The 20,841-nt window shown below is 49.0% G+C and carries 23 protein-coding genes; 3 read left to right on the top strand and 20 right to left on the bottom strand.

The window, feature by feature from the left end:
• Nucleotides 1-147: 147 nt before the first annotated feature.
• The 9 genes from OCU14_RS07355 to OCU14_RS07315 all read right to left on the bottom strand — a co-directional run bounded on the left by OCU14_RS07355 (nucleotide 148) and on the right by OCU14_RS07315 (nucleotide 9,198).
• Complete coding sequence (locus OCU14_RS07355; protein WP_261810451.1) at nucleotides 148-486, bottom strand: HesB/YadR/YfhF family protein; 339 nt, start codon at nucleotides 484-486, stop codon at nucleotides 148-150.
• A 399-nt stretch (nucleotides 487-885) separates the two neighbouring features.
• Nucleotides 886-1,347: a transcription elongation factor GreA gene (gene greA, locus OCU14_RS07350; protein WP_373875081.1), complete on the bottom strand. Its 462-nt coding sequence runs from the start codon at nucleotides 1,345-1,347 to the stop codon at nucleotides 886-888.
• A gap of 230 nt (nucleotides 1,348-1,577) precedes the next feature.
• On the bottom strand, nucleotides 1,578-2,261 hold the full coding sequence (udk, locus tag OCU14_RS07345; RefSeq protein ID WP_057877951.1) for a uridine kinase: 684 nt from the start codon (nucleotides 2,259-2,261) through the stop codon (nucleotides 1,578-1,580).
• 3 nt (nucleotides 2,262-2,264) lie between these two features.
• Complete coding sequence (gene mltG, locus OCU14_RS07340) at nucleotides 2,265-3,422, bottom strand: endolytic transglycosylase MltG (protein ID WP_261810450.1); 1,158 nt, start codon at nucleotides 3,420-3,422, stop codon at nucleotides 2,265-2,267.
• A 138-nt stretch (nucleotides 3,423-3,560) separates the two neighbouring features.
• Nucleotides 3,561-5,969, bottom strand: coding sequence for a phenylalanine--tRNA ligase subunit beta (gene pheT / locus OCU14_RS07335; protein WP_261810449.1), 2,409 nt, complete (start codon nucleotides 5,967-5,969; stop codon nucleotides 3,561-3,563).
• Nucleotides 5,970-5,978: 9 nt separating this feature from the next.
• Nucleotides 5,979-7,025 (bottom strand): phenylalanine--tRNA ligase subunit alpha, encoded by a 1,047-nt coding sequence (locus OCU14_RS07330; RefSeq protein ID WP_261810448.1) that lies wholly within the window; start codon nucleotides 7,023-7,025, stop codon nucleotides 5,979-5,981.
• 386 nt (nucleotides 7,026-7,411) lie between these two features.
• Complete coding sequence (locus tag OCU14_RS07325; RefSeq protein ID WP_261810447.1) at nucleotides 7,412-7,777, bottom strand: winged helix-turn-helix transcriptional regulator; 366 nt, start codon at nucleotides 7,775-7,777, stop codon at nucleotides 7,412-7,414.
• Between the two features lie 33 nt (nucleotides 7,778-7,810).
• On the bottom strand, nucleotides 7,811-8,308 hold the full coding sequence (locus OCU14_RS07320; RefSeq protein WP_057877956.1) for an HD domain-containing protein: 498 nt from the start codon (nucleotides 8,306-8,308) through the stop codon (nucleotides 7,811-7,813).
• A gap of 122 nt (nucleotides 8,309-8,430) precedes the next feature.
• On the bottom strand, nucleotides 8,431-9,198 hold the full coding sequence (locus OCU14_RS07315) for a TrmH family RNA methyltransferase (protein WP_261810446.1): 768 nt from the start codon (nucleotides 9,196-9,198) through the stop codon (nucleotides 8,431-8,433).
• Between the two features lie 108 nt (nucleotides 9,199-9,306).
• Between OCU14_RS07315 and OCU14_RS07310 the strand changes: the two genes are divergently transcribed.
• Nucleotides 9,307-9,579 carry an acylphosphatase gene (locus tag OCU14_RS07310; protein ID WP_261810445.1) on the top strand — a complete coding sequence of 91 codons (273 nt, stop codon included), beginning with the start codon at nucleotides 9,307-9,309 and terminating at the stop codon, nucleotides 9,577-9,579.
• A gap of 104 nt (nucleotides 9,580-9,683) precedes the next feature.
• Nucleotides 9,684-10,589 carry a membrane protein insertase YidC gene (yidC, locus tag OCU14_RS07305; RefSeq protein ID WP_261810444.1) on the top strand — a complete coding sequence of 302 codons (906 nt, stop codon included), beginning with the start codon at nucleotides 9,684-9,686 and terminating at the stop codon, nucleotides 10,587-10,589.
• Between the two features lie 217 nt (nucleotides 10,590-10,806).
• On the opposite strand, the gene OCU14_RS07300 is transcribed toward yidC, so the two are convergent.
• The 3 genes from OCU14_RS07300 to OCU14_RS07290 form a co-directional block, all read right to left on the bottom strand.
• A complete protein-coding gene (locus OCU14_RS07300; RefSeq protein ID WP_261810443.1) occupies nucleotides 10,807-11,211 on the bottom strand; it encodes a YxeA family protein in 405 nt (134 codons plus the stop codon).
• A gap of 157 nt (nucleotides 11,212-11,368) precedes the next feature.
• The gene (locus tag OCU14_RS07295; RefSeq protein WP_261810442.1) at nucleotides 11,369-13,006 is read right to left on the bottom strand and encodes a HAMP domain-containing sensor histidine kinase; all 1,638 of its coding nucleotides are present in this window, start codon (nucleotides 13,004-13,006) and stop codon (nucleotides 11,369-11,371) included.
• Nucleotides 13,003-13,689, bottom strand: coding sequence for a response regulator transcription factor (locus OCU14_RS07290; RefSeq protein ID WP_057877962.1), 687 nt, complete (start codon nucleotides 13,687-13,689; stop codon nucleotides 13,003-13,005). The genes OCU14_RS07295 and OCU14_RS07290 overlap by 4 nt, the downstream gene beginning before the upstream one ends.
• A gap of 416 nt (nucleotides 13,690-14,105) precedes the next feature.
• On the opposite strand from OCU14_RS07290, the gene adhP reads away from it, so the two are divergent.
• The gene (gene adhP / locus OCU14_RS07285) at nucleotides 14,106-15,122 is read left to right on the top strand and encodes an alcohol dehydrogenase AdhP (RefSeq protein WP_261810441.1); all 1,017 of its coding nucleotides are present in this window, start codon (nucleotides 14,106-14,108) and stop codon (nucleotides 15,120-15,122) included.
• Between the two features lie 68 nt (nucleotides 15,123-15,190).
• Here the strand turns inward: adhP and OCU14_RS07280 are convergent, their stop codons facing one another.
• From OCU14_RS07280 to rsfS, 8 genes are all read right to left on the bottom strand, one after another.
• The gene (locus tag OCU14_RS07280) at nucleotides 15,191-15,832 is read right to left on the bottom strand and encodes a matrixin family metalloprotease (RefSeq protein ID WP_261810440.1); all 642 of its coding nucleotides are present in this window, start codon (nucleotides 15,830-15,832) and stop codon (nucleotides 15,191-15,193) included.
• Nucleotides 15,833-16,088: 256 nt separating this feature from the next.
• Nucleotides 16,089-16,727, bottom strand: a complete 639-nt coding sequence (locus OCU14_RS07275) for an HAD family hydrolase (RefSeq protein WP_261810439.1) — start codon at nucleotides 16,725-16,727, stop codon at nucleotides 16,089-16,091.
• Nucleotides 16,728-16,732: 5 nt separating this feature from the next.
• Entirely contained in the window at nucleotides 16,733-17,560 is an 828-nt protein-coding gene (locus OCU14_RS07270) for a Cof-type HAD-IIB family hydrolase (RefSeq protein ID WP_261810438.1), read from the bottom strand.
• Nucleotides 17,561-17,680: 120 nt separating this feature from the next.
• Complete coding sequence (rpmF, locus tag OCU14_RS07265) at nucleotides 17,681-17,869, bottom strand: 50S ribosomal protein L32 (RefSeq protein WP_057877966.1); 189 nt, start codon at nucleotides 17,867-17,869, stop codon at nucleotides 17,681-17,683.
• A 67-nt stretch (nucleotides 17,870-17,936) separates the two neighbouring features.
• Nucleotides 17,937-18,491 carry a YceD family protein gene (locus OCU14_RS07260; protein ID WP_261810437.1) on the bottom strand — a complete coding sequence of 185 codons (555 nt, stop codon included), beginning with the start codon at nucleotides 18,489-18,491 and terminating at the stop codon, nucleotides 17,937-17,939.
• A 52-nt stretch (nucleotides 18,492-18,543) separates the two neighbouring features.
• Nucleotides 18,544-19,713 carry a nucleotidyltransferase gene (locus tag OCU14_RS07255; RefSeq protein ID WP_261810436.1) on the bottom strand — a complete coding sequence of 390 codons (1,170 nt, stop codon included), beginning with the start codon at nucleotides 19,711-19,713 and terminating at the stop codon, nucleotides 18,544-18,546.
• A gap of 4 nt (nucleotides 19,714-19,717) precedes the next feature.
• Nucleotides 19,718-20,461 carry a class I SAM-dependent DNA methyltransferase gene (locus tag OCU14_RS07250; protein WP_261810435.1) on the bottom strand — a complete coding sequence of 248 codons (744 nt, stop codon included), beginning with the start codon at nucleotides 20,459-20,461 and terminating at the stop codon, nucleotides 19,718-19,720.
• Nucleotides 20,458-20,820 carry a ribosome silencing factor gene (gene rsfS / locus OCU14_RS07245; RefSeq protein WP_057877970.1) on the bottom strand — a complete coding sequence of 121 codons (363 nt, stop codon included), beginning with the start codon at nucleotides 20,818-20,820 and terminating at the stop codon, nucleotides 20,458-20,460. The genes OCU14_RS07250 and rsfS overlap by 4 nt, the downstream gene beginning before the upstream one ends.
• Nucleotides 20,821-20,841 lie beyond the last annotated feature (21 nt).

Raw genomic sequence — 20,841 nt, 5'->3', positions numbered from 1 at the left:
CTCCATATACCTACTGTAATTCAAAAAAAGCTCTGTAAAACCAAATCGGTTTTACAGAGCTAATCTTAGTATGTTTTTTGTGCTCCGAACATCTCTAGTCGAAACGTGAGACAAAAGGCAGTCAACTCCGCTCTTTTTCGATCAAATTTAATCCAATTCACCGTTTTCCTTATAAATGTAGGTTGGCCCATCTGTTTCAGGGTCATAATCAATCGTCAGATCATAGCCGACGAAAAACCATTCATCACCCTCAGTGATATAGTACGTCACATCATCTTTCTTTTCCGCTACGATGGGATCACGGGGATGGTCATCGGGGGTCATCCCCAGTGAAAAGCCCTGGTGCACGGGAGTCATCCCCAGTGAAAAGCCCTGGTGCACGGGAGTCTTCCCGTAAACCTTCCCGAAGAACCGAATACCGCGGCCAGTCATACCCATCTCGTCGCGGAACCACTTGCTAGCCGTATCAGTCACCGTAATCTTCATGTCGTAGGACTCCCTTTACCGTTTAATGAATTCGCTTTCACCACCATGTATACCACGTCCACACCTGTGTACGCAAGGCGATGGTTACGCTTTCAGTATGGCGGAAGTTCAGCCCCATTACCACCCTTCTGCTTGTAGGATCTATCACGAACTCGTGCTGATTGCCCGATAACAAAAGGGAGGCGACTGAGGTCACCTCCCTTGGACTTACTATGAAATTTTTTTGAGAACCGGGTTCCGTGGTAAACCTAACCCGATTCTCTTTGAATTTAGATTGTCGAAACGTGTGCCAGAAGGCAGCTGGTTCCGCTTAAGGCTGATAACCAAATAATCCAAGACCAGGATTATCCGGTTATCAGCCTTAATGCTCACCAGCTAACCGCCTTCTGGCACACTCTTTTACTCCACGTCCAAGATCTTAACGGACATATCCCCACCAGGTGTTGGGAAGGTCACTTCATCACCCTTGCGGTGACCTAATAGGCCCTTGGCAATGGCCGAGTCGTTAGAAATCTTACCGGCCATTGGATCGGCTTCGGCAGCACCAACGATGGTGTATTCTTCAGGTTCTTCGTCTGGTAATTCCTTGAAGGTAACCTTCTTACCTACCGTTAATTCGTCCTTGTCAGTCCCATCATTGTCGATGATTTGGGCGTATTGGATCATCCGTTCAACGGTACTGATCCGGGTTTCTAACATACTTTGTTCGTCCTTGGCTGATTCATATTCAGAATTTTCGGAAAGGTCTCCGTATGACCGGGCAATCTTGATACGGTCGATAACCTTAGGCCGTTGAACCATCTTTAAGTCTTCGAGCTCCTTTTCGAGTTTTTCTTTGCCCTCTTCAGTCATTGGATACATTTTATCTTGTGCCACGCTGAACACCCCTAATTATTAGTTTTAATTTAGTCGCCCTGCCATCTGGCGGGTCGCTAGTCTTTGTCGATGCTATCTCACCGAAAAGTGTGCTAAAAAGGCCGCCGATGCCAAATCAACGCCATTAGTGCTGACCGGCTAGTCGTCCCTTTTACACACTGAATTTTGGTTAAGTTCACAAAAGGTTAGCCCAGTTGCAGCTAACCCGTCCTATTCTATATGGTTGTGTCTGGATTGTCAAAAACTTGGTGATTCCCATTAGCTTCGAGGATGGCCCGAATCTTCGTAACCAAGAGGTCAATCGCCACTTGGTTTTCGCCACCTTCTGGCACGATGAGATCCGCATACCGTTTCGTTGGTTCCACGAATTGGTGGTACGTTGGCTTAACCGTCGCTAAGTACTGTTGGATGATGGAATCTAAAGAGCGACCCCGTTCATTCATATCTCGTTCGATCCGACGAATGATCCGGATGTCGTCGTCCGTATCGACGAAGACCTTGATATCCATCAAGTCCCGGAGACGTTCGTCATCTAAGATCAGAATTCCTTCCAAAATGATGACATCGCGAGGTTCCTGGTGGATGGTCTTGGTGCTTCGCGTCGAAAGATTGTAGTCATAGACTGGTTTTTCGATGGGTTGGTAGTTAAGCAGTTGTTGTAACTGACTGATTAACAAATCCGTGTCGAAGGCCAGTGGGTGGTCGTAGTTCACGGCTGCCCGTTCTTCCATGGTCATTTCTGACTGGTCATTGTAGTATGAATCTTGTTGTAAGATCATGATCGAATGTCCAATCAACTGATTGAAGATTGCCCGACTAACCGTGGTCTTCCCACTGCCGGAACCCCCGGTAACACCAATAATGATCGGTCGCTTTTTTCCTGCCAAATCTGTCGCCATCCTTTATTTATTATCGCTTGCTAGTGAACTGGTTAATGCTTGATGCTGGGCATATGTTTCTGAGAAGTAAACCTTACCCGTCTTAGTGTTGGCAATGAAGTAATAATACCCCTTGCTACGGTCCTTCGGGTGAAGTACCGCTGTAATCGACGAGGTGCTAGGATTATCGAAAGGTCCAGGCCCAAAACCTGTGTGAATGTACAGGTTGTAGGGTGACTTCTTCTTCAAATCCTTGTAGGTTAACGTCTTCTTGGTGGTCTTCAAGGCATACTGCACGGAAATATCTGACTGTAAGGCCATCCCAGCCTTCAGCCGGTTAAAGAAGACACCTGCGATCTTATCACGATCGTTCTGTGATACCCCTTCACGTTCGACCAATGAGGCCAACGTCAAGACTTCCTGCACACTGTACTTTTGCTTCTTAATTGTCGCATAGTTGCCTTGCAGATTCTGATTGGTCTTGGCAACCATTTGCGTCACGATCTGCTTGAGCGTCATCTTCTTGCCAGCCTCATAAGTGGCTGGTGCCAGGTAACCCTCTAACCGATAGCGGACGTTCTTCGCCGACTTAGCGGAGCCCAACAGTTCTGGATACTTTTCAGCAAGCTGGTTGAAGAAGGTCTCGTCATCCATCAACTTGAGAAATTCCGTCTTGGTGAAATCCGTTTGAATTGGGATTTCGGCGGCCAGTTGGTCTACCGTTTCTCCTTCGCGAACTAACAGCTTACCCGCCGTACTTTGAATGGGTTCAGCCGAACCACCCTTCTGTAATTGCTTAGCAATCTGATGCAAGGTCATTGAGGGCTTGAGTTGATAATAACCGGCCTGAAAGTTCGTGAACTTGTTGGATTTAACGTAGTAGTTAAACACCATGCCGCTCTTGACGACTTTCTTATCCTGAAGAATCTGGCCAATCTTATTGGATGTGGCGCCCAGGGGAACGTGAACCTGTACCACATTGGTATTCTTTGTATCCATAGGCTTTAACGCCGTCTGGAAGAAATGATACCCAAAGAATCCAATTACAACGGCTAAAATTACTATCAGGCTAATCACCCCGACCATAATCTTGTGGCCAAACGACCGTTTGTTACCCGAATCCTGCCGTGACGGGATGGGATTTTTGTCATTATCCAACTTATTTCCTCCGTTCTTTGCCATAGTCCACTCCATTATACAGAAGTTCCCCGCTCGCGGAAACATGAAAGCGCTACTTTGATAAAATTGTAATCTTTAAGACTTACAGGAAAGACGCGCTCAACTCTCAAGTGAGAATCAAACGCGTCTAAAGTAAACAAATTAACGGATTTCGGCACCAAGTTCTTCTTCAAGACGCTTTGACACCTTGTCAAAGGCTTGGGTCACGGCGTCGTCCACCAGCGTCTCGTGCTTGTCTTGATACGTTAACGTGTAGGCCAAGGACTTCTTGCCCTTAGGCACCTTAACACCATCGTAAACGTCAAACAGCTTGACGGATTGGAGGAAGGCCCCACCGCGACGTTCAATTAACGCCACGATCTGTTCGTTGGTAATGTCGTTGTCCACCAGCATCGCAATGTCACGGGTGATCGCTGGGTAACGAGAAATGACATCGTATTGATTTTCTTGCTTTGGCATATCCACAATCGCCTGCAGGTTCAATTCGAAGACGTAGGTTGCGCCGACCTTGAACTTTTTGGCAATCGATGGGTGAACCTCACCCAAGAATCCGATCCGGTGGCCGTGGACCAAGATGTCCGCGGTCCGTCCTGGATGCATCTCTGGCATGTCAGCATTTGGCACGTAAGTCACGTCACCATTAACAGCCATGTCCTTGAGGTAGGCCGCCACGATCCCCTTCATTTGGAAGAAGTCGACAGGCTTTGCTGGTTGGTTCCACGCAGCGGGTAGTAAGGTCCCCGTAATGGCACCGGCAATGTGTTCTTCTTCAGCGGGACGATCTTGACCATCCTCACGATAGAAGACCCGACCCTGTTCGTACAAGGCCACATCTTTGACCTTCCGAGCAGAGTTATAGGCGATATCATCCAACAAACCAGTAATGAGGTTCATCCGCAGGACGGCATGGTCCACCGTCATCGGCCAAGCCAATTCAGTGGTTTCACTGGCCTGCATCATGAACATCTTAGCCTTGTCGGCCGTCGTTAAGGCGTATGAAATCGCCTGGTTGAGGCCTAAGCCTTCCAGAGACTGACGAGTGGCCCGTACTAAGCGTTGCTTAGCCGTCAAGGAACCCATCGTCATCCGGCCAGTTGGTAACGTTGCTGGCAATTGATCGTAGCCGTAAATCCGGGCGATTTCTTCCAACAAATCGGCTGGGATGTGAATGTCATTACGACGAACAGGAACCGTGACCGTCAACGTATCCGCGCTGATCGCGACTTCAAAGCCTAAGCTTTCCAGAATGTGGGAAACTTGGTCCATGGTCAATGCCGTTCCAAGAATGGCATTGACATGGGTCAGCGTGAGTTCGATAACTGCCGGTTCAGGAATGTTGCTACTGCCAACAACGGAACCCTTTTGGACTTCCCCATCAGCGAGTTCGTTCATCATCTGAGCGGCAGCGTCCAAGGCTTCTTGCACCCCAGCTTGGTTAACGCCCCGTTCGAAGCGTTGGGAAGCATCCGTGTGTAAGTTATGCCGTTGGGCTGCCTTCCGAATGTGGTCGTGTTCGAAGACGGCGGATTCAATTGCCACCGTGGTCGTACCGTCCTGAATCGAAGCGTCCAAGCCACCCATGACACCGGCCAAGGCAATTGGCCCTTTTTGATCGGCAATCACGATGTCATTTTCGTCGAGGTCGTGGTCGTTTTCATCTAAGGTGATTAACTTTTCGCCAGCCTTAGCCGTCCGAACGTAAACATCTTCGCCATTGAACTTGTCATAGTCAAAAGCGTGCAATGGTTGACCGTATTTCAACATAATGTAGTTCGTGATATCGACCACATTGTTGATTGGCCGCATCCCCGCGTTCCACAGACGGATCTGTAGCCACATTGGACTTGGCGCCAACTTCAGATTCTTCACCAGACGCATCCGGTACTGTGAGGACAGCGTGTCGTCCACGTGAACGGCCAGTTGGTCATCAATCGCAGCACCATCTTCTTTGACCTCTGGATGGTCTAATTCGACAGGCTTGTCGTAAATGGCAGCCAAGTCATGCAGTGTCCCGTAGACACTCAACATGTCCCCACGGTTAGGGGTCACATCGAGATCGATCAGGCTGTCGTTCATGCCCAGGTAATCGTAAACGGCATCTCCCGGAGTGGCATCTGCTGGCAGAACGTAAATGCCGTCGACATAAGCCTTGGGCACAACATCTTCACTGAAGCCGATTTCTTGTAAGGCACAGATCATCCCGGCAGAGGGGATACCACGCATCTTAGACTTTTTAATTTTCACGTTGTTGGCGATCCGTGAGCCTGGTAAGGCCACGATCACGTTCTGCCCTTCGGCAATGTTAGGCGCCCCACAGACAATCTGTAAGGGTTCTGCTTCCCCAACATCGACCTGACAAATGTGCAGGTGATCGGAATCAGGATGAGCTTCAACTGACAGGACGTGGCCGACCACGATCTTCTTCAACCCATCGCTAGGCTTGGTCACGTCATCGACTTCAACGGAGGTCCGTTCAATCTTTTCGGCCAAGTCAACGGGCTTAACGTCTAAATCTAAATATTCTTTAATCCAATTGTATGAAATCTTCATGGTTGGCGACTATCCTTTCTTCGTAAATTGTGTGAGGAACCGGACATCATTGAGGTAGAAGTTCCGGATGTCATCGACACCGTACTTCAACATCGCAAAGCGATCGGGACCAACCCCAAAGGCGAATCCGCCGTAAACGTCGGGATCCACGCCAGCCATTTTCAAGACGTTCGGGTGAACCATACCGGCACCTAAAACTTCGATCCAGCCGGTATTCTTGCAGACCTTGCAGCCCTTACCGCCACAGTTGAAGCAGGTAATATCGGCTTCGACTGAAGGTTCGGTGAATGGGAAGTAACTTGGCCGTAAGCGGACGTCGAACTTGTCCCCGAATAATTCGTGGGCCAAGACCTGTAACGTTCCCTTTAAATCAGCCATGGTGATGTGCTTGTCGATAACCAAGCCTTCAACCTGATGGAATTGGTGGGAGTGGGTCGGGTCATCAGTATCACGCCGATAAACGACTCCTGGGGAGATCATCTTCAAAGGCCCCTTGCTGAAGTCATGCTTTTCTAACGTCCGGGCTTGCATTGGTGACGTCTGCGTCCGCATCAAAATATCCTTAGTGATGTAAAAGGTATCTTGCATGTCACGTGCTGGATGGTTCTTAGGCAGGTTCATCATCTCAAAGTTATACTTGTCCTCTTCAACTTCAGGACCACTCAGAACTTGGTAACCCATCCCCAAGAATAAGTCTTCAATCTGATCCACAATCTGCTGGATCACGTGGGGTTCACCCTTGGCAACCGGTGTTCCGGGTAAGGTAACATCGATGGTTTCCTTGGCCAATTGCGCGTTCAAAACGGCTTGTTCCAATTCTTCCTTACGTTGCGTCAAGGCAGCCGTCAGATCATCTCTGATTTCATTGGCAAATGCCCCTACCTTTGGTCGTTCAGCGGCATCCAGGTCACGCATTCCCCGAAGAACTTCGGTGATAGGACCCTTCTTACCTAACAGCTGGACACGCACTTGATTAACGTCTTTTAAATCTGTTGATTGCTTGATATCTGCTAAACCGCGTTGCCGCAGCTCGCTGAGTTTATCTTTTAACGACATACGTCATCCTCCATTTATCTATTTACGCTCACTATTTATCGACTCTTCACCGAGATCCGGGACCACCATTGGCCCCTTTTCCACAAAAAAAGGCTCCGTCCCCATAACTAGGGACGAAGCTTCGCGGTACCACCCTGATTCAGTCGGTACTCAAAAAGCACCAACCACACTCAGAAGTGATAACGGTCACTCACCGGTCAATCATTCATCACGTCTCCGTGACTCCCGATTACAACTCAAGAACTGAATTCACCCAAGTAATTTGAAGTTTGCTTCCAATCATGGCAAACTCTTCCTGACAAATTGCACCGGCTACTGCTTTTCTATCATCGTCTTTAAATTATTACATGTCATAGCCTAGCGAATTTTGGCGTCGCTGTCAACACCTACTGGTCTTCTTCAAGAGGACAAGACCACTTGTCCGACCAGGCATGAATGGCAGTCATGACATCTTTAAGCTCGGCACCCTTAGTGGTCAACTCGTATTCAATCAACGAATTATCAGGAAAGGTGCGTCGTAAAATGACGCCATTAACCTCTAACTCCTTAAGCCGCTCAACTAACACACGGTCGCTACAGCGGGGAACTTTCCGGGCCAAATCCCGGAACCGCTGTGGCCCTTCCTGCAGAAGCACTTCAATAATGAGGCCATTCCACTTCTTTCCTAGGAAGGAAAAGGTTCGTTCAAACCGTGGGCAGAGTGAGAAGTCCACTCCGGAACCCGTGGCTGTATTTGATGGTACTGTTTGCATATTCAACTCGCCCCCATCCGCGTTTCAACGAAACTAGGCGTTCGGCGTTAACTTTTCAACCAACGTGTGGACCCGCTTGCGAGCTGGACCACAGAACTCGTGAACCGCTTCGTAATCGTCGACCAAAGACACAATGGCACTTTCCCGGTACTTCGGCATAGCCAGGGTTGCCCCCCACATGTGCTTCAGAATGATATCCTTTTCCATCGGGCTTAAGTCCGTCAGCTTCTCAGCATTACGTAAAGCCACCCGTGGGTGAATAAAGGCATGGGACCCTAAGTTAAACTTCGTCGTCCGCCAATCATAATAGAAGAGATCGTGTAACAAACCACCCCGTGCAGTGGCCCGGGTATTCAAACCAAGTTTCTTCGCAATCAAATAACTGTTATACGACACCGAAATAGAATGTTCCAAGCGTGTCGAATGGTGGTGCTGGGTGTAATTCGCCAGGCGTTGGACCGGCTCCTTTTCCAACAAGTCAGAAACTAAGGCAAGGTACTCGGGGTCATCACGCCAAGTAAGTTTGTTCATAGAATGCTTCCTTTTCATATAGATTATGATTTTTGTCTCTCAATTACACTATATCATACTGCCTTTGGCGCAAAAAGCAACCAAATTGCTCGTGATCGACCGCGGTTAACCCTTTCTTAACCTTATTCGGCTAACCGAAACATCACGATCCCCGCGGCGATAGCGACGTTCAATGACTCCGCCTGACCCTTAATTGGAATGTAAAGGTTCTGTGTGGTCATCCGTTGTAGATCGGGGGCCATCCCATTGCCTTCATTTCCCATGACAATGGCTCCCTGGCTCAGACCGGGCACGTCACGATAGTCCTTGGCCTGCGGGTCCAGATTGGTCCCATAGACGGGTAAATCACGTTCCGTAAAGGCTGTGATCCAGTCATGAAGGTCACCTTCGACCAGCTGAATGTGAAATTGGCTTCCCTGCATGGAACGCAGCACCTTGGGCAGAAAACGGCTAACACTCCCACGTCCCAAGACAACGCCGGTCAGACCGGCCGCATCGGCAGTTCGCACCATGGTGCCAATGTTTCCGGGATCTTGAACTTGATCCAAGAATAACCAGATGCCACTGGTTTGCTTCGGATCAACGTGATCGTCGTTAGGCATGGACGCCGTTGCAAAAATCCCCTGTGGTGTGCTGGTATCCCCAATCGTTTGGGCAATGCTGTCCGTCAATTCATAAATTGGGACCGCCGGGAAAGCCCCCTCATGTGCCGTGAGCTGTTCTTCAGTGCCCATGATGGCTGTGAGTGGGAGACGGGCCTTAATGGCCTCCTGCACCAAATGCCAGCCCTCTAAGAGGTAAGTCTGCGTCGCCTTGCGTCCCTTCTTCGTCGTTAAGGCCCGCCATTGCTTGACCCGTTTATTTTGACTCGATGTAATCCGTTCTCTCACCTTTGATTACTCCCATCCGTTACTTTTTTCTAATTTTACCACACCACTAGGCAGACCTGAGCACTCGCGGTATGATTAACCTAAATCTTTTATAGGAGGTTATTCGCCTTGGAAACGCAAAAAATCATGGTTGCCGGCCAGGTTCAGGGCGTCGGCTTTCGCTGGTCGGCCAGCCAATTGGCCCAGCAAATCGGACTGACCGGCACCATCCGTAACTGTCGCGACGGTCAGGTAGAACTGATCGCTACCGGGTCAGCGGATCAGCTCGCCGAACTCATTGTCCGACTCAAGCGGGGACTGACTCCCTGGATTGTGGTCGATCGGCTCAGTATCACCCCGCTCCCCTTACATAAGTTTTCTGACTTCCAGATTATTATTTGAAAAACGGCGTCAGATCAAGTAATATGTTGACTGTTAATGACGATTTCGTCGTTTGGGGGCGTGCGCGCTCTACATCGTTTACTAAAAAGGGGTTCAAATTAAATATGAAGATTTCCAAAAAAGTCTCGGTAACCGCCGCATTGGCGGGACTAGCCTTAGTCCTCAGCGGTTGTGTGCAGACTAAGAATGGTAAACCGTACGGCTTTGTCTACGATTACCTCGCCATTCCGGGACAACATGTCATGGATTGGCTTGCTAACGCCTTTGGCGGTAGCTATGGCTGGGCCATCATTGTCTTGACCTTCCTCGTTCGGATGGTTCTGCTGCCAGTCATGATTCGCCAGATGCGTAGCGCGACCGTTCAACAAGAAAAGGTCTCGATGATTCGACCACAACTGGCCAAGTACCAAGAGATGCAAAAGAATGCCAAAACTCAAGAAGAAAAAGCAGCGGCTGGCCAAGCAATTATGGCTGTCTACAAGAACAATGGCGTTAGCATGACCGGTGGTCTCGGTTGTCTGCCTCTGTTGATTCAAATGCCAATCTTCGCGGCCCTCTATGCGGCAATCCGGTACTCACCAGAACTTTCCAAGGCTGCCTTCTTCGGGATTCCTTTAGGAAAGTCTAGCTGGATTCTCGCCATCTTGTCCTTTGCCGTCTACCTGTTGCAAGGTTACCTCTCCACATTGGGTGTGCCTGCTGAACAGAAGAAGCAAATGCAAACGGCGATGCTGATGTCACCCATCATGATCTTATTCTTCACGATGAGTTCACCCGCTGGTCTGGGACTTTACTTCTTCGTCGGTGGACTGTTTGCCTGTGTGCAAACCTTAATCATTAACTTCTACCGTCCTCGTATCCGACGTGAAATCAGTGACCAAATGGCTAAGAATCCAAAGCCAGTCGTTGAGGTGCCAATCGTCAAACCAACAGAAGTTAAGGCCGCTAAGAAACAAGTTCAACAGAAGAATCGCCAACGTAACGCTGGTAAGCAACAACATCATAAATAAAGTCATTTCAAAAGGGCCATTACTGATAACTCAGTAATGGCCCTTTTTGTATCTAACAATATCCGATTTTTTCGTTTTGACTTAAGCCAATCAATCATCTCAAACCACTCTGGTTAAACAACCGAATAGCCCGCTCCAATCATGAAATCATCAGAATAGATAGATTAATTATTGCTAATAGCAATATGCTTACCAACAGCGTTAATGACATGCAACTTTAGCTCATCATCAGGTTCTGCCGCACACCACTTGGAACGTTTTCTCGTTCGACAGCTTTCCAAGTCTCGACATTTTGTCCCTTGGTTTCAATTTTCAGGTAATGATGTGGTTTGAGCTTCCACTGAACGTCAAAAGTCAGCTTCCGTGATTTACCTTGTTCGTTGTAAGTTTGTAACACGTAGGTGTACTCGTCCTCACCGCCACCCCCGATAAAATGTTTGATCGGTTGACTCGTGGTGTCAGCATACACCGTCTCATTCTTCACCCAGGGATTCACGTTATCGAGTGCCATGGCCATCTCACTCCCCCGATTACGTGTCATGGCTGGGGCAAAGATGGCCCCAATTGCCAACAAAATTAACAATGTCCCCACGATGGTCAATAACGTTTTAAGAATTTTCATGAATAGTCTCCTCCAAGTTGCTTAGTTACTAGACTAACTAACTAGTTATCTTAGAATACCCATTCTTTGCTAACCTGTCAACCCCATGATCGTTTTTTGACGACAAAAAAGTCGCGAACAAAAGATCCGCGACTCACAACACTGTATTTAGTGATAATTAGGACTTTGGTTCTTCCGAATGATTAGTGTCATCCTCTAATAGGGCTGACTTAATCCCGGTTGGCACACTGCCATTGGCGATTGCCTGGGCCTGTTCCTTTTTGGCATTCAAGATCTTGGCCGTCGCATCTGGCAAGATAGGTAACGAAATCCGGAACACGGAGCCGTGACCTACCGCACTTTCGATGGTGATTCGCCCATGGTAGGCCTCAATCAGACGCTTGGCAATTGCCAGACCTAATCCATTGCCACCCTTGGTTCGAGAACGGGCCTTGTCAACACGATAGAACCGATTGAAGACCCGATCCATATTCTGTTGCGAGATCCCTTCCCCGAAGTCCTGAACAGCGACCTCGACGTTACGCATGTCACTCTCGAACGTCAGGTGAATCTCCTTACGTGCCTGGGCCTGGGTGTACTTGACCGCATTATCCAAGAGAATAATAAGAATCTGTTCCAAATGGTTTCGGTAAATTTGCACCTGAACTGGGCGATGAACATCGTCGTCCAGAATAAAGGTGAAATCTGGATGAATCATCTTGAAGTTATCGTAGACCTGTTGGACAACCTCACTAACATTGGTCACCTCGTTGGTATAGTTGACTTCAATCTGTTCAGCCCGCTGGAGATCTAACATCTCTTGGACCAGACTCTTCATCCGCTTCGTTTCCTGCAAGGAAGCCTTGATCGACTCGTCTAAGACCTCTGGATCATCTTTCCCCCAGCGATCCAACATTTCCATGTGGCCTTGAATAATCGCCACCGGCGTTCGCAATTCGTGAGAAACGTCTTCAACGAACTGCTGTTGTTGGTCCATATACCCCTGGGTTGTGTCTAACATGTCGTTAAACAGCGTTCCCAGGTCGCTGAGCTCATCGGTATGCCGAATCTCGGGCACTCGCCGGTCAGTCTGTGGGTCTTCTCTAACGGCATGAATGGTCTCTCTGATAGCTTCTACTGGCCGCAGTAGAAATGACGCCAAAATGTAACTCAAAACGGCTGCCGCCAGTCCCGCAATAAGTCCAAGCACCAAGGCGACTTGGTAGAGTTTCACCTGTGTCGCCCGATAATCTTTCAGATTGTCGGTCACTTGCACGTATCCTAACAAACGATTCCCTTGCTTACTGCGGATGGGCATCCGACCCACAAGGTGTTTCACCTTATTAATCGTCTTCACGCCAATGTGCTGGTGTGAAGAAGTCTTAAATGGGACCACTGTCTTGTCAGTCGCATAAAGAATTTGACCTTGGGTATCGTACACCGTCACCGTTTGACTATCCCGTGACAACGTCGATAGCACGGCATTGTTGTATGGCATAGCCGCTTTGCCTTTACCACTGGGTTCGTCAGCCAGGACTGTCCGTGGCCGTAACAATTCGTCAACTTGGCCACTCGACAACGCCTTCTTCTGACTACTCAAGCGTTCCACGACGACGTTTAGTGAATCTGCCACGTGAGTCCGTTCCTGCCGCATTAACACCGTCATAAAACTGTTAAAAATAAGAATGATGATAACCGCGAAGATGACGAGCACCCCAAGTGCGGTGGACAGAGTCCATTCCCATTTCAAAGAAAGACGGAAGCCCCGCTTTCTAGGCTGTTCTTCCGTTTCCTGTTCTAATTCAGTTGCTTTCACGACCGCATCACGTACCCTGTCCCACGGACCGTCTGGATGTAACTCTTCTGGCCAGGAACATCAATTTTATTTCGTAGGTAACGCACGTAAACGTCGACCACGTTGGTTTCAACTTCGGATTCATAACCCCAAACCTTGGTTAACAACACGTCACGCGCTAACACAACGTTGATATTTTCCATTAAGGCCAGGAGCAATTCGTATTCTCGCTTCGTGAGATTGATCACTTCATCGCCACGCCGAACAATCCGGTTTTCCTTTTCGATGGTTAAGTCCTTGAATTTAACCGTGGTTTGCTTGGTGTTCTTTTGTTCGCCCTCAAGGTGAATCCGCCGTAAGAGTGCCCGGACCCGAGCCAAGAGTTCTTCAATGGCAAATGGCTTCACAATGTAATCATCGGCCCCATGGTCCAACCCAGAAACGCGATCGATCACGGAATCTCGCGCGGTCATCATGATAATTGGCGTACTCTTCACTTCACGGACCCGACGAGCCACTTCAATCCCATTCAGTTCGGGGAGCATCAGGTCGAGCAGAATCACATCAAAATCCTGTGACAAGGCTGCTTCCAACCCCGTCCGTCCGTTAAACTGCACGTTGGTTTCATACCCTTCGTGCTTTAGTTCCAGCTCAACAAAGCGAGCAAGATTTTTTTCATCTTCAATAATTAAAATTCGACTCATTGCACTTTAACTCCTCTGGTTGGTTAACTGCGTTCAAGTCGCCGCAAAACCACCAGCGACAAGGACGTCCGATATTCATTTCAACATTTAATTTTATCATAGTTTCTCATAATTGTATGCGAAAACCACCATCCCTTTCATATTTATCTAATTTTTAAGGCTTCTGGTCCTTCCCACAAAGCTAGACAAGAAAATGCAACCGGTTGTACCCATTTAGCGTTCTTGCTTCTGAAAGGCCTACTAGCACGTTGCTTCACATTCGGTTATTCAGCGTATAATCTGATTGATCCGGTTGTGACGGGCCCAGGTACGACGGCGTTTGAAAAATATTTATTTTTTGTTCATTTTTTCACTTGAAATTGAGAGCGAATTTAGTATACTAGCCTTGTAGACAAAATAAAAAGGAGTCTTAAATTATGAAAGCAGCAGTTATTCGCGATTCAGTTGACGGTTACGTTGACATTAAAGATGTTACCTTACGTCCTATCACCCATGGTGAAGCCTTAGTTAAGATGGAATATTGTGGTCTTTGCCACACCGACTTACACGTTGCCGCTGGTGACTTCGGTAAGCAGCCAGGCCGGATCATTGGCCATGAAGGTGTTGGTCGTGTTATCCAAGTTGCCGACGATGTTGACAACTTAAAGATCGGCGACCGTGTTTCTATCGCGTGGTTCTTCAAGGGCTGTGGCCACTGTGAATACTGCTTGACTGGCCGCGAAACACTTTGCCGTAACGTCAAGAACTCTGGCTTCACTGTTGACGGTGCCATGGCTGAAGAATGTATCGTTGATGCCAACTACGCCGTTAAGGTTCCAGAAGGCTTGGACCCAGTCGAAGCAACTTCCCTTACCTGTGCCGGTGTTACCATGTACAAGGCTCTCAAGGTCGGCGAAACGAAGCCAGGCCAATGGGTTGAAGTTGTTGGTGCCGGTGGTTTAGGTAACTTGGCTATCCAATACGCCCACAATGTCTTCGGTGCCCACGTCGTTGCCGTTGATGGTAACCCTGACAAATTAGCTGCTGCTAAGGAAAACGGTGCTGAACTCCTGATCAACCGTCATGACAACAACGTTGCCGAACAGATCCAAGAAAAGGTCGGCGGTGTCAACAACGCCCAAGTCACTGCTGTTAACAAGGATGCCTTCACGCAATCCGTTAACGCTTTGAAGCCAGATGGTAAGTTAGTTGCCGTTGCCTTACCACAAGGTGACATGGAATTAAACATTGCCAAGACTGTTCTGGATGGTATCTCCGTACGTGGTTCCCTGGTTGGAACTCGTCAAGACTTAGCCGAAACCTTCCAATTTGGTGCCGAAGGTAAAGTTCACCCAATCGTTCAGACCCGTCGTTTGGATGAAGTTAATGACATCATTGACGAAATGAAAGCTAACAAGATTGTTGGCCGGATGGTCGTTGACTTTACTAAGTAATTAAAAACTTCAATACTTCCATGAAAAGCCCGCTCTCCGTGACAGAGCGGGCTTTTTGCTGATCTTTTTTAGATGTACAAAGCGTGTAGTGTTTTAAGATCCGCGGCCGAGAGTTTTAAGTGCCCCTGATCCATGTGATACATGACCGAGCGGCGGCTCTGACTGTGGTCGAGGCCGATGGCGTGGCCGACCTCGTGAATCGCCACCGACGTTCGAATTCCCGTCTGTGGGTGCGCCAGGTTCATTCCAGCATGGGCCCGATTGATGGTATAGGTTCCCAGGCCGACGTAGTGCTCGATCTCAGGTCCGCCCTCACCCAACTCTAAATAGTCCGGTCGCCGGTCATCGGCCTCGCGGTGATAGGTAAAGAAGGTAATCCCATTCTGGCGTCCTTGCGGTTTTCCAGGAATTAAACGGACCGCCCCGGTTTGATTATAAACTGCCACCGCCTTCTTAAAGGCAGGCCGCACCTCACTGGGAACCTTGGCGTCGAAATGATAGTAATAGGTTCGCCGAAGTGGATGTTCGCCGGCAATTTTTTCAATTGGTGTTGGTGCGCCATCCTTTGGTCGTGGAAGCGCTGTCTCTAATTTTCGCACAACATGTTTGGCCTGGATTAGGCTGGCGTGAAAGTTACGCGGCATTTCCCAAATTAAAAATACGAGTGACACAACAAATATAACGAGCAGTCCCCATCGACGTTTGGTCATCGGTAATCTCCTTGTCTCTTATGATTAAAACTAGTTTAGCCGCTTTAGCCGCTAATCCCTAGAGATATTCGACCGAATGCTCAAATCCTGCGACGCTAACTTTTATTTTTGAGCCGCCGATAATTATTCTTATTATATTTTAATCAACCGACCGTCAAAGCTATCTAGTTGTGCACAACCTTTCGATCATATGAGAATTTGGTAAAACTTTTGAAATCAAAAAAGACGGAACCAATCGGTCCGTCTTCACTATCATTTATATCGTTAGTAAGTCTGCCGGGGTCTTTAATAAATACGTCGGTTGTTCCGCCTTGACCGACTCGGGGTCAGCCGCTCCCCACATGGCCGCTGCGGTGGCTACCCCGGCATTATGGCCCATCTTCATGTCATACTTGGCATCGCCAATCATGACACTCTCTGCCAAGTCCAGGTCAAAACGGGTTACCAGGTTCCAGATACCATCTGGCGCCGGCTTGTAATGGTCGACTGTGTCAGATCCACTCACCGCCGCAAAGGTCCCGCTTAATCCCACTTGATCGAGATTACGCTGAAGGGGAACCGAATGCTTGCTGGACACCACGTAGAGGTTAGCCCCCCGTCGGGTTAATTGTTCCAGAGTTGTTGCCATGCCGTCGAACAAGGTAATCCCCTCTTGTTCCGTGACATGATACTGAGAACGAAAGACCGTATAAAGGTCTTCCAAATCTTGGTCGCTCAAATCTTCCTTCGCCATTTTAGCAAAGGAGACTTCGATTGGCACGCCCATATAGCTCACGACGGCCTCGCGACTAGGAATGGCCAGCCCTTGCGCGTCATAGGCGCGTTGCGTCGACAACACCGCAACATTACGGGTATCTGCCAAGGTACTATCAAAATCAAAAAAGAAGTTTTTCATATCACTCACCTCGTCAAATCATCTGCTAGCAACGCCGCTTGAATCGTTCGCAGGACGCCATCATGCTCGTTGTCGAGACTGGTGGTCTGCGTCGCTGCCTCCCGGATTCTTGCCGGTGCATTGGCCATGGCCCAGCCTTGACCAGCATAACTGATCAGGGGGAGATCGTTATCCCCATCGCCAAAAGCCATGATATCGTCAGCCAGCACGTCAAAATGCCGGGCTAACCACTGGACGGCAGGAAGCTTACCAACGTTCGCCCCGACCACGTCAACCACGCCATAGCCACTGTCATGAGCGCGTAACCGGCCATTAAAATAGGTATTGAGGGCTGTCACCAGTTCAGCCGCCTGTCCCGGTGCTGTTGAGACACTGATCTTTTTGATACGATCGGTCACCGTTGCCAGATCATCAACCTGTTGGAGATTGTCATAGAACTTGGCCGCGGCATCGAGCAACACTTGCGGTGCACCAGTCTCGGTATAAGATGCATTCTGTCCCACCAAAATGATATACGCATTCGCTAGGACTGCCTGCTGACGATCAACCGTCACAAACTGATGAACCTGTTCGTCCGTCAGACTGCCATCAAAGACCTGTTTACCTTTGAGATAGATAGACGCCCCATTCTCCGCCACGATCGCTAAGTTGTCAGCCATGACGTCCTTGAAAAGCTGCTTCAGATGGGCGAATTGATTGCCAGACGACAACACCAGCTGAATCCCCCGCTGATCAAGGGCTTGAAGTATTTCCTTAAAGAGGGTCTGATTGAAGCTCTGGTCATTGTGTAGTAGCGTCCCGTTTAAGTCGGTCGCGATTAATTTAGTTCCCAAAATTTCACTCCTCGGATAGTAGTCAGTGACGTCATTATACCTGTTTTTTAATTGAAATGACAAAAAAACTCCCAGAAGCCGCGGACTTCATGGGAGTTTCTTATTGCTAATTCGTTAAAATTAGTTGTTTGCGTTCTTAACCGCAACGACCTGACGGCCATCGTAGAAACCGCAACTTGGGCAAACCATGTGTGACTTACGTAATTCACCACAGTTTGGGCAAGGAGTCAAACCTGGGGTAGCCAACTTAATGTGACCCCGACGCATACGCTTCTTCGTCTTAGACGTTTTCCGTGCTGGTACAGCCAAAGAAAACACCTCCTTTTAATAAAATTATATCCACTAGTGAAAAAATTTTTAAGGCTTACAAAGGCGATTATTGATCATCCTGATCAGGGAAGAAATCTTTTAACTTTGCAAGACGTGGATCAACTGATTGATTTTCCTTCTCGACCTTAGCAAGATCGGCTTCCGCAACCACCGCCCAGTCATCACCGGTTGGCATTGCGGCACCTTGCTTCTCGGTGTCTGAAAGAATGTGCATCGGAATTTCTAAAATAATGTTGTCCCCGATGGCCTTGTCGAAATCGATCAGGTCATCCTTGACCACCATCACCACATCGGTTTTCTCAAACCGTTGTGTGGCTTCGGGGTCGGACACATAAAATTCCGTCATGTTAAAGGCTACTGGTAAGTCCACCGGTGTAAGTGACCGGCTGGATGGGACCGTTAAGTCCGCGGTAACCTGTGCGTCAACGACAACGTCACCACCCGTAATCACGGATACTTGACCCTTGACGTGGACGGGACCGAGGTCCAAGACCTCTTCGCCGTATCGTTCCATCAAATCGGCGCGTAAATCTAAAGTGTCATCAAACGCCAACGGGTCGTTACGGTGACTTCTTCGTAGCTCGGTCAATGACCATTTCATCGTAATCCCTCCAATGCAACGTGATAAATTATACCTGTCAAAAATAATGATGTCAAGGTAATTTCCTTGATAGTCGATCAGAATCCGCTATTTTTACGGGAATTCGACCATAATCCTGTGGGACACCGGTAATCAAGGTCCGAATCGCCCCCATCCGATTATCCAAAGCGCCGGCCCCATTTAACCACTCCCGATCAGCACGGCTGATCAGCGGCAATGAGACTTGCTTCTTAATCTGATGGAGATAAGCCTGCCCACGATCCGAATAACCCAAAACCCGTAGATATTGTGGGTTGGCGACCATCTCTGCTGGCTTGATCTGACCCAACAGATAGGTTGCCTGTCGCTGTAAACGCGTATAGGTATAGCGTTTTGTCTTCACAGCCTGCATAAAGGCCGCAAAGCTGGCACTGCCTAGCGCCGCGCGCTGCAGACGATACTCGATACCTTCTGTAATCTGATAATGCTGCCGCAAATCTGCCACATGACCGCTCACGAGTTGGTACTGTAACGCTGGCCAGAAATCTTCCCAGTCGGTCAGCTGAGCCGCCTGTAACGCTGCTAGCGTACTTGCAGGTACAACCGGGGTAATTGCCCCCCAGTCGTGTTCAAGGGCCGCAGAACGGATAGCAGTCGCACTGGCAAACGCGCTCGCCACTGCAATCGTCTGATCACCATGCTGACTTCCCCGACGGGACAAAGGGACGAGCCGCAAGGACTGCCCCTGTTGCCGATTAGCCAACGCATAGAAGAATCCCAAGATGTCATTGGGATCCTCAAGGGCAATCCCCGTTTGATCCTTGAGATAGCCTTGAAATAGCTGGGCATAGGTCTGATCATAGCGCTTAAAAGTCATCGGATCCGTTGGCAGATTTGCCATTAGGCGATCATAGTCCATGTCCGGGTGTTCGGTTCCAAAAGCCAACCAATCACAGCCTAAGGCCCCTAAAGTGGCCACACCGCCAGCGGCAAAAAGATTCGCTGGTTGAATGACGATCGCACTTGGTAGTTCGACCACCAGATCGACCCCACCAGCCAGCGCGGCTTGCGTCCGCTCCCACTTGTCCATGAGCGCCGGTTCACCGCGTTGGACCCAGTTACCACTCATCGCGGCCACCACCACATCGGCTCCGGTCGTGGCCTTCGCCCGACGAATCTGATCGGCATGGCCGTTATGAAACGGATTATATTCAGCGATGATCCCCACTGCATGTAACGTCATGTCACTAGGCCTCCCGCGTAACCTCGAAGAACCAACGCGTCGTGTCCGGTGCCACCTCGGCATTACCAAAGTCGGCACTCACCCGTTGTACCGTGAGACCGGCTTGCGTCAAGGCTTGACGATAATCCACGAGATCATAGGTCCGCTCGTGATGGAGTTCCGTCACCTTGCGATAGTCCCCAGTTTCTTCATTTTGCGTAAAGAAGGTCAAGTCATGCTCAGCAGCATGGGGTTCATCCTCGATGCCATAGCTGGTCCAAATGAAGGCCCGCTCGTCATCAACGTAATTGTACATGTACCCCGGATAGACGTCATCCGTTTGGTGCGGCGTAATCACGTCAAAGAGAAACTTTCCCCCGACTGCAAGGTGTTGTTGCACTTGATGGAAGGCTTGCGTAACCGCATCCAGATCGGGTAAATAACAGAATGAGTCCGCAAAACACGTCACGGTCTGATAAGTACCAATCATCGACAGGTCTAGCATGTCCCCAGCCATCAAGGGCATCGTCACTTCGGCTTCGGCCGCGTGCTTTGCAGCCAGAGTCAACATCTCTTCAGAGAGATCCAACCCACTGACCTGATAGCCCTTCTGTGCCAATAACACACCCAAACGGCCACTCCCACAGGCGAGATCTAACAGGTCTCCGTCCTTGGGATCGACACGTTGGGCGACAAAATCCAGCCACTGATCGTACATGGCTGGATCAAACAATTCGTCGTAAAGCTCGGCAAAGGTTTGGTAAATCATACCTCAGCCTCTACCCATTGGCTCAAGTCCACTTCAGGTGCATCGGACCAGAGCTTCTCTAAGTTATAGTGACCACGTTGGTCTCGCTGGAAGACGTGCACAATGACGTCACCCAAGTCAATCAAGATCCAACTGGCTTCATTCTTCCCTTCAACGTCTTTGATTGGCACGTTGTTTTCATTCATGTGATCCACAATCTCATCGGCAATCGCTTGGACTTGTCGACTTGAGGTTGCTTCCATAATTAGGAAGTAGTCGGCCATGAGGCTAACCTTAGACATATCTAACGCGGTCATGTCCTCCGCGCGCTTATTATCCGCAGCCTTAACTGCGATTTCTAGTACTGACTTGCTATCCATGCAAGCACTCCTCTCATAACT

Origin of the sequence: Levilactobacillus humaensis (assembly GCF_024345185.1) — a bacterium.
Classification (GTDB): Bacteria; Bacillota; Bacilli; order Lactobacillales; family Lactobacillaceae; genus Levilactobacillus; species Levilactobacillus humaensis.
This window is presented reverse-complemented; position numbering and strand designations above follow the sequence as displayed.

Excerpts from the sequence above, each read along its gene's own strand:
- OCU14_RS07355 (WP_261810451.1), bottom strand. The coding sequence starts at position 486 with ATGAAGATTACGGTGACTGATACGGCTAGCAAGTGGTTCCGCGACGAG.
- rsfS (WP_057877970.1), bottom strand. The coding sequence starts at position 20,820 with ATGGATAGCAAGTCAGTACTAGAAATCGCAGTTAAGGCTGCGGATAAT.
- yidC (WP_261810444.1), top strand. The coding sequence starts at position 9,684 with ATGAAGATTTCCAAAAAAGTCTCGGTAACCGCCGCATTGGCGGGACTA.
- OCU14_RS07255 (WP_261810436.1), bottom strand. The coding sequence starts at position 19,713 with ATGACGTTACATGCAGTGGGGATCATCGCTGAATATAATCCGTTTCAT.
- OCU14_RS07320 (WP_057877956.1), bottom strand. The coding sequence starts at position 8,308 with ATGAACAAACTTACTTGGCGTGATGACCCCGAGTACCTTGCCTTAGTT.
- pheT (WP_261810449.1), bottom strand. The coding sequence starts at position 5,969 with ATGAAGATTTCATACAATTGGATTAAAGAATATTTAGATTTAGACGTT.
- greA (WP_373875081.1), bottom strand. The coding sequence starts at position 1,347 with ATGTATCCAATGACTGAAGAGGGCAAAGAAAAACTCGAAAAGGAGCTC.
- udk (WP_057877951.1), bottom strand. The coding sequence starts at position 2,261 with ATGGCGACAGATTTGGCAGGAAAAAAGCGACCGATCATTATTGGTGTT.
- adhP (WP_261810441.1), top strand. The coding sequence starts at position 14,106 with ATGAAAGCAGCAGTTATTCGCGATTCAGTTGACGGTTACGTTGACATT.
- OCU14_RS07250 (WP_261810435.1), bottom strand. The coding sequence starts at position 20,461 with ATGATTTACCAAACCTTTGCCGAGCTTTACGACGAATTGTTTGATCCA.
- mltG (WP_261810450.1), bottom strand. The coding sequence starts at position 3,422 with ATGGCAAAGAACGGAGGAAATAAGTTGGATAATGACAAAAATCCCATC.
- OCU14_RS07260 (WP_261810437.1), bottom strand. The coding sequence starts at position 18,491 with ATGAAATGGTCATTGACCGAGCTACGAAGAAGTCACCGTAACGACCCG.
- OCU14_RS07330 (WP_261810448.1), bottom strand. The coding sequence starts at position 7,025 with ATGTCGTTAAAAGATAAACTCAGCGAGCTGCGGCAACGCGGTTTAGCA.
- OCU14_RS07280 (WP_261810440.1), bottom strand. The coding sequence starts at position 15,832 with ATGACCAAACGTCGATGGGGACTGCTCGTTATATTTGTTGTGTCACTC.
- OCU14_RS07290 (WP_057877962.1), bottom strand. The coding sequence starts at position 13,689 with ATGAGTCGAATTTTAATTATTGAAGATGAAAAAAATCTTGCTCGCTTT.
- OCU14_RS07300 (WP_261810443.1), bottom strand. The coding sequence starts at position 11,211 with ATGAAAATTCTTAAAACGTTATTGACCATCGTGGGGACATTGTTAATT.
- OCU14_RS07275 (WP_261810439.1), bottom strand. The coding sequence starts at position 16,727 with ATGAAAAACTTCTTTTTTGATTTTGATAGTACCTTGGCAGATACCCGT.
- OCU14_RS07325 (WP_261810447.1), bottom strand. The coding sequence starts at position 7,777 with ATGCAAACAGTACCATCAAATACAGCCACGGGTTCCGGAGTGGACTTC.